This window comes from Moraxella sp. ZY210820 (genome assembly GCF_030674635.1).
Classification (GTDB): Bacteria; Pseudomonadota; Gammaproteobacteria; order Pseudomonadales; family Moraxellaceae; genus Acinetobacter.
In genome coordinates this window covers 1,789,340-1,801,257 of the sequence record NZ_CP089978.1, presented here as the reverse complement: position 1 = coordinate 1,801,257, position 11,918 = coordinate 1,789,340, and the positions used below count along the sequence as shown (strand labels likewise).

Here is an 11,918-nt window from a genome sequence, read left to right as displayed (position 1 = left end):
AAGTATGCCTTGAGAGATGATGTTTATTTAAAAAATAAGTGGGCGAAACATATTCCACCCACATCTAAAATAATTATATAGATAATTGCAAATCGCATTATTTCTTAATAATCAACACAGGTAGTTCAGTAGTGGCAAGCACTTCATTTGCCAAACTACCTAAAAGTAAACGCTGAAAGCCTTTACGTCCATGTGAACCCATGACTACTAAATCAACGCCAGAATTTTCTGCAACCGTAACAATATGTTCAGCAGAAATTTCCCCTTTGACAATGACAGTTTCGATGTCTAAACCGTAATCTGTTACACAGAGTTGCTGAGCTTGTGCGAGTGTTTTTTCTGCTTTTTCATAAGCAGCTACAAAATATTCTTTTAACATTGGTGATACAGAGTAAAAATCAGCACTATCAAAAGGGTCTACAGCGATTAAACTCATTGCAGTTAATTTGGCATTGGTTTTTTGAGCTAGACTAGCTGCTTGTTTTAGAGCAGAGATAGAAATATCTGAACCATCGATCGGTACTAATAGATGTTGGTAGCTCATTTTATACTCCATAAAATCATCTGATAATTGATGATAGTAGCGTTAAATTAAGCAAAATTCAAGGGTATATTTACAAAAAATAAGTAAAATACATAATAAAAATATGTCTTTTCTTAAAATATCTAATAACAGATTGTTAGATGAATTATTTCATCAAACGATAAAAAAGTGTAGAATAAAGGAATGTTATTTGATGATATTCATCATATTAAACTCATGTCATTTAGGATAAAGTTATGTTAGATCAAAATACAACTGCACAATTAAAAATGCTATTAGAACGCTTAGAAGCTCCAATTGAAATTGTGGCTTCATTAGATGATTCTGAAAAATCACAAAAAATTAAAGACCTTGTCGCCCAAATTGAAGTATTATCAGACAAAGTAACAGCACGTTATGATGGTACACATACACGTCGTCCAAGCTTTGCCATTGCTAAAGTGGGAGAAAATGCTCGTGTACATTTTGCAGGCTTACCTATGGGGCATGAATTTACTTCATTAATTTTAGCTTTATTACAAACTTCGGGTTATCCTCCAAAAATTTCTGATGAATTGTTAAATCAAATTAAGGCATTGGATTTAAAGACCAATTTTGATGTTTTTATTTCATTAAGTTGTCATAATTGCCCAGATGTGGTACAGGCTTTAAATATTATTGCAATTTATAATCCACAAACAACAGCGACCATGATTGATGGTGCTTTTTTCCAAGATGAAGTGGAGCAACGAAAAATCATGGCAGTGCCAATGGTTTTCCAAGATGATGAGCATTTTGGTCAAGGTCGTATGACTTTGGAAGAAATTGTTGCTAAATTAGATACAAACTCAGCACAAAAAGAAGCTGAAAAACTCAATGCCCGTGCAGCGTTTGATGTTTTAGTCGTTGGTGGTGGTCCTGCTGGCAATACAGCAGCACTTTATGCAGCACGAAAAGGTATTCAAACAGGTATCGTTGCAGAACGCTTTGGCGGTCAAGTGATGGATACCATGGATATTGAAAACTATACCACAGTTAAAAAGACACAAGGTCCTAAATTTAGCATGGATATGGAAGCCCATGTGCGTGAATATGGCGTTGATATTATGAATTTACAACGTGTAAAAAATATTATCGGTGCTGATAAAACTGAAGATGGTTTAGTTCACGTTGAGCTAGAAAATGGTGCGGTGTTAGAATCTAAAACAGTCGTTTTAGCGACAGGTGCAAAATGGCGTGAAATGGGTGTGGTAGGTGAGCAAGAATATCGCACGCGTGGTGTCGCTTATTGCCCGCATTGTGATGGTCCATTATTTAAAGGTAAGAAAGTTGCTGTGATTGGCGGTGGTAATTCTGGTGTAGAAGCTGCGATTGATTTGGCAGGGATTGTAGAACATGTAACTTTAATTGAATTTGGTGCGACATTGCGTGCTGACCAAGTGTTACAAGATAAATTGCGTAGTTTAACCAATAGTACGATTATTACCAATGCACAAACAACTGAGATTTTAGGTGATGGTTCACAAGTTACAGGCTTAAGTTATAAGAACCGTGCGACTGATGAGTTACATTATATTGAATTAGCAGGAATTTTTGTACAAATTGGTTTGTTGCCAAACACTGAGTTTTTGAAATCAACACAAGTTGCACTTAATAAATATGGTGAAATTATTATTAATGAGCGTAATGAAACCAATGTACAAGGTGTATTTGCAGCAGGCGATTGTACCACAGTACCATATAAACAAATTATTATTGCGACAGGGGAAGGAGCGAAAGCTTCTTTAAGTGCATTTGATTATATTATCCGCTCTAGTCAATAGGCTTATCACATAAATTTTATCAATATAGCCTTGAGCAAATTAACTGGCAAGGCTATATTTTATACGTTTATTTGTATTTTTAGGGATATTGATACATAATCTTAACTAAATTACTAGGATTTTATAAAGATAATCATAAAAAATGTTTTTACAAAAAATTACATTATTATCATATTTTTATCAAATTTTAATGCAAAAAATGCGTAAATTATGAATTTAATGCTTGCTAATTTTCTAAAATAGGATTATATTTTGCACTTGAGTTTTTAGGCTCAAAAACGTGTTTAATATACTATGGCTAAATATTTTTTTGACCATAGATTAAACAAAAAGATTTATCTAATCATTGCTGACTTCCAATTTTACGGAGCGTGGTTAGATAGCCCATTTAATTTTTACCTGTTATAGGAAAGACAAAATGAACAAGTTACTTGTTGCTTTAGGTTTGGCTACTACTGTTGCTTTAGTTGGTTGTGGTGGTGCTGAACAAAAACCTGCAGAAGCTGCTAAAGCTGGTGCAGAAGCTGTGAAAGATGCTGCAAAAGACGGTGCTGCTGCAACTGCTGATGCTGCTAAACAAGCTGTAGATGCAACTGCTGAAGCTGGTAAGCAAGCTGTAGAAGCTGCTAAAGAAGGTGCAGAGGCTGGTAAAGATGCAGCTGCTGGTGCTGTAACTGCAACTGCAGAAGCTGGTAAAGAAGCTGTTGCTGCAACTGCTGATGCTGCTAAAGCTGGTGTAGAAGCAACTGCTGATGCTGCTAAAGCTGGCGTAGAAGCAACTAAAGAAGCTGCTAAAGATGCAGCTGCAACTGTTGCTCCAGCTACAGAAGAGAAAAAAGCTCAGTAATATTAGTTAGAGTTTGAGATTTTCTCAACTAACATAATATGAGTTGAAAAACCTGCTACATTAGTTAGCAGGTTTTTTTATTACTTAAGTTATAATGAAGATGAAATGAGAATTTAACTCTATCTTTTATTCATAGAATTACGTTAAAATAGCTCAATGTTAATTATGATTTAAGAGAGTATGATGAGTATTCGTATCACAGGTACAGGTTTGTACCATCCAACTGAAAAAATTAATAATGATGAATTAGTTGCGAGCCTAAATGCTTATGTTGAGCGTTATAATCGTGAAAATGCTGATAAAATTGCCAATGGTGAATTGACTGAACTGTTAGGTTCTACAGCAGAGTTTATTGAAAAAGCATCTGGTGTGAAATCACGTTATGTTGTTGAGAAATCTGGTATTTTGGATATTGATCGTATGTATCCACATTTACCTATGCGTAGTAATGATGAGTTATCATTACAAGCAGAAATGGGGGTAAAAGCAGCAAAGATGGCAATGGAAAATGCACAAGTTACAGCTGAAGATATTGATGTAGTCATTTTATCTTGTTCAAATATGCAACGTGCCTATCCTGCGGTAGCGATTGAAATTCAATCTGCTTTAGGTATTAAAGGCTATGCTTATGATATGAATGTAGCGTGTTCTGCTGCAACTTTTGGTTTAAAACAAGCACATGATGCGATTAAATGTGGGGCAAAACGTGTATTGTTAGTCAATGCTGAAATTACATCAGGACATTTAGATTTTACTCAACGTGATAGCCACTTTATTTTTGGTGATGTTGCAACAGCAAGTATTATTGAGCAGACTGATACAAAATCAGGATTTGAGATTATTGATTGCGTATTATATACTGAATTTTCAAATAATATCCGTAATAATTTTGGTTTTTTAAATCGTGTAGAAAATGCGACACAAGGTTTACTATTCCGCCAAGATGGACGTAAAGTTTTTAAAGAGGTGTCTCCTTTGGTTGCCAATACCATTAAACAGCAATTAGAGCGTTTAAATATTGATATTAATATACCTAAACGTTTTTGGTTACACCAAGCCAATGCAAATATGAATGCCTTGATTTTAAAACTTTTGCTAGGGAAAGATGCTGAACCAGAGATTGCACCAATTATTTTGGATGAATTTGCTAATACGTCATCTGCAGGTGTAATTATTGCTTTACATAAAACAGGGCATGAAGTTAATGTAGGTGAATATGGTGTATTATGTTCATTTGGTGCTGGTTATTCGATAGGCTCTATTGTCTTAAAAAGAGTTTAAGAGAATGCTCGTAAGCTAATTTAACGTGAGTTTGGAGTTTTCTAAAATATAACGATTTGATATTAAAGAAAATATGGATTATATAGATGAAGGTAGGGTACGTGCCACGCACCTTTTACAAGTTTCTATCGAAATGGTGGTCTTGGTAGCTTTAATCGCTACTCAACCCTACTTATTATTTTATTTTCAATAGGCTATATAAAACATTAAGCCAAACTCACGTTAATTTAAATTAATACTCTGATAAGAAATATCCCCTAAATAATTTAGGGGATATCTGATTGATAAGAATGATTAAGCTGTAATGCGTGCTAAAATTGCGTCAGCTTGTTGATTTTGTTGCTCATTAAAATTATCACGTTGTGCTAATAATTGATGAGCTGCTTCATAGGCACCTAACTTAACGTATTGGCTAGCCAATTTTAAGTTTACAGTGATTTCATCATAATCATTTAAGACAGGGAATTGATTGACTAGAGGGTCATTACTAGCAGATTTAATTTGTTCAGTCGCCAATGCAGTTGCAACGATTGCACCGCCTGCTACTAAAGCTTCATCTACGCCTAAGTCATTTTCTTCAACAAAACTTACTGCTGGTTCAATTAATGAAGAATCTACATCTAGGTTTTCTGTTAATGTAGATGATTCAGAAACAGGCTCATTAAATGAGAAATCAAAATCATGACTTTCTGATTCAACATTTTCTACAACAGGCGTAGATAATCCAGCTGTTTTTTCTACAGTAGGTTCGTCAAAAGAAAAATCAAAACTTTCTTCAGTTTTTACTGTTTCTGTAACTGGTGTAGAGAATGATAAATCTAAATCAGGAGCTTCATTTGCTGTAGTTAATGTTGCAGGTTCATCAAAAGAAAAATCAAAACTTTCTTCAGTTTTTGCTGTTTCTGTAACTGGTGCAGAGAATGATAAATCAAGTTCATTGATCTCTGCAACTGGCGTTTCTACACTAGGCGTAGAAAAAGATAAATCTAAATCAGCCGTTTCAGTTGTAGGCTGAGAGAAAGAAAAATCAAGTTCATCTGTTTCAGTATTAGTAACTTCTGATGTAGGTGCAGAGAATGAAAAGTCTAACTCGTTACTTTCTACAGTAGGTGCTTGAGTTTCTGATTGAGAGAAAGAAAAATCAAGCTCATTACTTTCAGTTGTAACAGCTTCAGAAACTGGTGTCGAAAATGAGAAATCAGTACTTGTTGTTTCTGTTGTTACATTTGAACCTAATAGATTATCAAAATCAAGACTTTGTTCTTGTGTGTTAGTGTGAGTAGGTACTGATGTATTGATTAAACTATCAAAATCTAAGCTATTATTTGCTGTTTCTGTTTGTGTACTAGAAAAGCTAAAATCCATACTGTTGTCAGTATTGGTTGTACTTGATGGTGTTGATAATAAATTATCAAAATCCATTGCTGTACCTGCAGCAACGACACTACCTGCTACAGCTGCTTGTTCAATAGATGATGAAGTTGGAGTGGAGACCGCTTGTTGTGTTTTTTGCTGTGCAAAAGCTTCTTGACGTATGTTAAGTTCATCAACTAGATTGTATAGTTGAGATTGTTGTAAATGATTGATAAGTTGCTTAAATGCAAATTCATCTTCTTGATGTAAATAGACATCAGCTAACAAATAATATAAGTCATGTTGTGTATCATCTTGATGTAGGGCAGCATTGATTTGTGCTTCAGCTACTTGATAATTACGATGGCGAATATTATTTTCAATTTCACGGCGTAGTTGATCATCTACAGCACTCGATTGAGCTACTGTTTCTGTAAAAGAAGAAGGTGATTCTTTAATTTCAGCTGTTTTTGCAGATTTTTTACCGAATCCAAGCCCTTTTTTCTTTTTGAGCAACAAAAAGGCAATAGCAGCTGCGACTAAGAATGCTGCAACGATATATAGTGTCATGTTTTATCCCCATGTCATAACCGAATATACGGTCATTGCCCTGAATGCTTAAATAAACAAATTCAGAAATTTTAATATAGGCTTGATGATCTGCATCATATAAAGCCAAAATTTAAAGACATTATATTATAGCTGAAAAATAGAGTTTTTTGTGAACTAGTAGCACAATTTTTTATAAAAAAGACAAAAATTCTCTATAAAATAGAGAATTTTTGTCTTTGATTGTATAAAACATAACAATATCAAAAGTTATCATGATATTGATGGTATATAGATATGCTTTATTGTTGTTCTTTCTTAGGTTGTTTTTCACTAAGCTGTTGCTCTAATTGTGCTAAACGAGCGTTTATCAATTTAAGCTTTTGGTCTTTTGCTTTTAAGCTACCTGCTAAATCTGAAACCGTACGCTGAGTATTGACTGTTTGCTCACGTGCTTGCATAACCTTTTTACTTAAGTTTGCAGATGAGGTATTTTTACCATTACCTGCTTTAGCTGAACCATGTGCAGAATCTTGTTTGCTGTCAGCTACAATGCTTAATTGAGCTTGAGATGCTTTAGGTTTAGCTGGCTGAGTTTGAACTGTTTGAGGTTTATTTATAGGTTTTGCTGTTGGTTTATTTGCAGGTTTTGCCGTTTGCTGAGCAGGTGTTTTTGCTTTACTTGTTGCTTTTGTATCATTTGCAATTTCTGTTGATGGTACAACAACAATATTCAGCGTTACTCCTTGACGTAAACGAGAAATATCGCCACGTGTAAATGCTGTAGGGTTATCACGATGAATTTGCTTCATCACTTGACTAATTGGTTGTGATGTTTGTACAGCAATTGCTTGAGCAATACTCCATAAATTATCATTTTTTTGTACCACATGCTGACGTTGAGTTGGTTGTGCTACAACTTCTGGTTGCGTTTGTGGTGTTTGCTGTGCTTGTTGTACTGGTTCTAAAGGTTGAGTTCTCAAACTATCAGCACTAACTTTTTGACCATTTGGTAAGGTAATGGTACGTTGAATAATTAAATAATCAGATTTATATTCTGCTTGCTCATTTAAAACATTAGCACTTGCTTGGGCTAAGGTTGGTTGAGTTGCAGGTTGAGTCTTTGTTTTAGACTCTACAACAGGCTGGGCTTGAGCTGTTGTAGGTTTTTCACTTGCTTTAGGCTCTGTAATAGGTTGTGTTTGAGCAACTGTTGGTTTGTTGTTTACTTTAGGTTGTACTGGTTGGGCTTGGGCAGTCGTTGGTTTAGTAGTTGCTTTAGTTTCTTCAACAGGCTGAGCTTGAGCAGTTGTTGGTTTATTTGTTTGGGCTACAGAAACAACAGGCGGTGTAATAGTTGATTTTTTTGTTTCAGTTGTTTTATTTTCAGCTTGGGCGGTTGTAGCACCTGTTGCTTCAGCTAAATTTAAATCAAAGTCTTTTTCACTAACAACAGTTGGAACTAGGCTACGTTCATTATTGGCAATTTGTTCTTTCGTTAATGTGGCTTTAAGTGGGGTGCGTACATGTTGTAAACGTGTTGAATTCCCTTGATTAATCTTAATAACGACATTTAATTCTTGTTCAGTTAGTGGACGATTTGATGTAATGGTAATGACACCATCGCCATAATTGTTTGAGCGAGAGTAAAAGTTTAAATGCTCAGTAGATAGATTTTCGCTAATACCTAAACTTGCTAAATCTGCATTAGAGGCTGCACTGACATTGATACTTTCAGATGTATTTGCACCAGTAAATCGAATTTCAGCATATAATAATTCACCTGGTGAAGATAAAACATCGATAGGTTGTAAGCTAATTGCATGAGTATTTTGCACTGCCATCGCAGCTAACAGAGCAAATGTTAAACGATTTGCTTTAAAAGAACGAAATAAAGCCATAATTAAACCTTTTAATATTTATCATTCAGTTAAGTAAGTAACTGATTGATTTGACTAAATTTATGATATTTAAAGTGCTGAATCTAATATAAATTTAGTCGTCCAATGCCAATGAATGTTTTTAATCTCTAGCTTTAGCCATATTTAACATTCATCTATATAATATTGCATTATATTCTATCATAAAAATAGAGTTAAAAAAAAGACCAGTTCACAAAAAGATATAAACTGGTCTGATTGAATTTTACTATTGTGTTGAATGTATTATTTAGCTTTATAATCAATCAAAATACGCAACATACGGCGTAAAGGTTCAGCAGCCCCCCATAATAGTTGGTCGCCTACGGTAAATGCACCAAGATATTCTTTACCCATGTTGAGTTTGCGTAAACGTCCTACAGGAATACTCAATGTTCCTGTAACAGCAACTGGCGTTAAATCAGTCATTGATGCTTCACGAGTGTTTGGTACAACTTTAGCCCATTGATTTGATTGTGCAATCATATCTTCAATTTCATTCAATGGTACATCTTTACGTAATTTAATCGTTAATGCTTGTGAATGGCAACGCATTGCACCGATACGTACACAATGTCCATCAATCGGAATAATGGTTGAATTACCTAAAATCTTGTTGGTCTCAGCTTGACCTTTCCATTCTTCTTTAGATTGACCACTTTCTAATTGTTTATCGATATATGGAATGAGAGAGCCTGCTAATGGTACACCAAAATTTTCTTTAGGGAAGCCATCGCCACGTTGTAATTCTGCAATTTTGCGGTCAATATCTAAAATCGCTGATTTAGGGTCATCTAATAAATCTTTAGTATTGTTATATAAATAACCCATACCTGTAATGAGTTCACGCATATTTTGTGCACCAGCACCTGATGCTGCTTGATAAGTCATTGATGTTGCCCATTCCACTAAATTATTTTGGAATAATGAACCTAAGCCCATCAACATGAGAGATACTGTACAGTTACCGCCAACAAAAGTTTTAATACCTTTTGCTAAACCATTTTGAATAACTTGAGCATTCACAGGGTCAAGTACAATAATTGCATCATCAGCCATGCGTAAAGTGCTGGCAGCATCAATCCAATAACCGTCCCAATGTTCAGCTTTTAGTTTAGGGAATATCTCTGAAGTATAATCGCCACCTTGACAGCTGATAATGACATCCATTTTTTTTAAACTGTTAATGTCTGCTGCGTCCATTAAATTTGGTGCAGTTTTACCACCAAAACTTGGTGCTTCACCACCTGCATTACTGGTTGAAAAATAAAACGGTTCAAAATGAGCGAAATCATTTTCTTCAACCATACGTTGCATGAGTACAGAACCCACCATACCACGCCAGCCAACGAGACCTACTTTCATAGCAATTCCTCTAAAATGAGCAAAAAATTAAATATGATGACACCTCATAGTTGAGAACATCGTAAACTTAACACTATAGCAAAAAAAATAGTATTTGATAAGCTATTAATGAAAAATAAATACTAAATATAAATTCAAAAAAATATTAATAGTGATAGAAAATTAATCTTTTTCACTTAACCCAAGATTTGACAATAAATAACATTTATCACATTTAAAATCATATTGCTCATGTAATGGCTCTATTAATCGCCATTCGCCGCCACATTTTGGACATTTTCGATGTGCTTCATCATCTAAAATATAGTATTGGTATAAATCATAATAAACAGGTTTTCTTAATTTTTCCATTAAAATTTTACAAATTTCTAATCCTTGTTGTGATAATTCAGAATGAATATCGCCCATTTGATTGAGTGCCCATGTTTCTCCAACAGTACAACGTATTTGTAAACTATCGCAGGCTTGAAAATCACGTTGCCAGCAAATCAGATTATGATATTCTTCATGATCATGATAGGTCTTAGGTAAATAATGAATAGGAATAGGATTAAACTCGAAACTTTTTACAGGAGATTGCTGACTGTAGCAACGGGTTGTTAAAATCAATGCTTCTGTTTCATCAGGGGTGGCAATATCTGGGCTTTCTAACTCTTTACCTAAAATATCAATACGAAAATCATCAGATTTTAATTTAGATAAGGTATTTTTAATATAAATATTGTGATATTGTTGATCTAAACTATCGTGATTAAAAATATTCACAATAATACAAATATAATCCTGTTCGATAAAATGCGGGTGATTATGACTATCAGTCATCTGACCATTGTTAATAAAATAGCCAATTAAACTGTATAAAATATCTAATGCAGTTTCTTGATGTGTATGATAATTAATCATAGCAGTTTGTTTGATTGATAATTTTGCTGTGTACATTGTTATCTACTATGGTATCATCAACTTGAATATTCAAATTTGCTTTTTATGATTTGCAAAACATGAAAAGATGCAAAAATATTGTAAAACAAATAGCGTACATCGACAAGTCATTATGTTTGCGATGAAAATTACGAGTATATTATGTTGTTCTTAAATTCTTAACATATTGATTATATTGTAAAAAATATGATTAAATAAGATAAGATGAATAATTTTCAACTTTTTTTAAAAAAACTTCAATTTATTCATGTTGAAAAATATGCTTTAATATAAACATCTTGAAATAAATAAGCAAATAGGTGCTAAGATGACGACAAATTTTGCATGCCAAGTTCATACTATTGAATTTGATGAAAATTATGAACCAGCGGAAAGTACACGTTTAACCACGAATTTTGCCAATTTAGCACGTGGTGAAAACCGCAAAAAGAATTTACAAAATGCTATTACCATGATTAACAATCGTTTTAACGATTTGGCACATTGGGACAATCCAACATCTGACCGTTATGAAGTCAAAGTAGAAATTGTATCGATTGATATTGATGTTGAAGGCAAAGGTAAGTTTTTCTCTGGGCTTGAATGGTTAAAAACATATATTATTGATAACAAAACGGGCAAGAAAATTGACGGTATTATCGGTAATAGTTTTTCATCTTTTGTACGTGATTATGATTTTAGCGTTTTATTGCTAGATTATAATAAAGACAAGCCTCAATTTACCGTACCAGAAGGTTATGGTGATTTACATGGTAAATTATTTAAATATTTATTGGAGTCGCCAGAATACAAGGCTCGTAATGAAAAACCACCTGTACTTTGTTTAAGTGTTTCAACCACCAAAGAATATCATAAGACAACCAATATTCACCCAATTTTAGGTGTAGAATATGTGCAAAATGATTATTCTTTAACAGATGAATATTTTGCCAAAATGGGCTTAAAAGTACGTTATTTTATGCCACATGGTTCGGTTGCACCTTATGCATTTTATTTTGATGAAAATGCTGATTTGTTAAATGATTATACGCCTTTAGAGTTGATTAGCACGATTGCGACAATGGAAACTTTCCAAAAAATCTATCGTCCAGAAATTTATAATGCCAATTCAATTGCAGGGCAAGTGTATAAGGGTAGTTTAACTTATCAAGATTATTCTGTAACACAAGTTGAATATGACCGTGTGGAACGTACTCAACTTGCCATCAAACAAGGTAAATTAGCTGAAGAACAATTTATTTTGCCATATCAAGCGATTTTAAATGCTTGGGTAAATGAAAATAAATAACCTTGTTCTAATATACGCATAATAGGGT

At 33.9% G+C, this 11,918-nt stretch carries 9 protein-coding genes; 4 read left to right on the top strand and 5 right to left on the bottom strand.

Annotated elements, in window-relative coordinates; translation table 11 throughout:
- Positions 1-97: 97 nt before the first annotated feature.
- Positions 98-544 (bottom strand): universal stress protein, encoded by a 447-nt coding sequence (locus LU301_RS08965; RefSeq protein WP_305270038.1) that lies wholly within the window; start codon positions 542-544, stop codon positions 98-100.
- A gap of 236 nt (positions 545-780) precedes the next feature.
- Here LU301_RS08965 and ahpF point away from each other — a divergent pair, with 236 nt between their 5' ends.
- The 3 genes from ahpF to LU301_RS08950 all read left to right on the top strand — a co-directional run bounded on the left by ahpF (position 781) and on the right by LU301_RS08950 (position 4,474).
- Complete coding sequence (gene ahpF / locus LU301_RS08960) at positions 781-2,346, top strand: alkyl hydroperoxide reductase subunit F (protein ID WP_305270036.1); 1,566 nt, start codon at positions 781-783, stop codon at positions 2,344-2,346.
- 418 nt (positions 2,347-2,764) lie between these two features.
- Positions 2,765-3,193: a hypothetical protein gene (locus LU301_RS08955; RefSeq protein WP_305270034.1), complete on the top strand. Its 429-nt coding sequence runs from the start codon at positions 2,765-2,767 to the stop codon at positions 3,191-3,193.
- Between the two features lie 183 nt (positions 3,194-3,376).
- Entirely contained in the window at positions 3,377-4,474 is a 1,098-nt protein-coding gene (locus tag LU301_RS08950) for a beta-ketoacyl-ACP synthase III (RefSeq protein ID WP_305270031.1), read from the top strand.
- Positions 4,475-4,768: 294 nt separating this feature from the next.
- On the opposite strand, the gene LU301_RS08945 is transcribed toward LU301_RS08950, so the two are convergent.
- From LU301_RS08945 to LU301_RS08930, 4 genes are all read right to left on the bottom strand, one after another.
- A complete protein-coding gene (locus tag LU301_RS08945) occupies positions 4,769-6,397 on the bottom strand; it encodes a hypothetical protein (protein WP_305270029.1) in 1,629 nt (542 codons plus the stop codon).
- 281 nt (positions 6,398-6,678) lie between these two features.
- Positions 6,679-8,277 carry a type IV pilus assembly protein FimV gene (locus LU301_RS08940; RefSeq protein ID WP_305270027.1) on the bottom strand — a complete coding sequence of 533 codons (1,599 nt, stop codon included), beginning with the start codon at positions 8,275-8,277 and terminating at the stop codon, positions 6,679-6,681.
- A gap of 264 nt (positions 8,278-8,541) precedes the next feature.
- Complete coding sequence (asd, locus tag LU301_RS08935) at positions 8,542-9,660, bottom strand: aspartate-semialdehyde dehydrogenase (protein ID WP_305270025.1); 1,119 nt, start codon at positions 9,658-9,660, stop codon at positions 8,542-8,544.
- 162 nt (positions 9,661-9,822) lie between these two features.
- On the bottom strand, positions 9,823-10,599 hold the full coding sequence (locus LU301_RS08930) for a DUF2310 family Zn-ribbon-containing protein (RefSeq protein ID WP_305270023.1): 777 nt from the start codon (positions 10,597-10,599) through the stop codon (positions 9,823-9,825).
- Positions 10,600-10,909: 310 nt separating this feature from the next.
- Between LU301_RS08930 and LU301_RS08925 the strand changes: the two genes are divergently transcribed.
- On the top strand, positions 10,910-11,890 hold the full coding sequence (locus tag LU301_RS08925; protein WP_305270020.1) for a putative oxygenase MesX: 981 nt from the start codon (positions 10,910-10,912) through the stop codon (positions 11,888-11,890).
- The last annotated feature ends 28 nt before the right edge of the window (positions 11,891-11,918 follow it).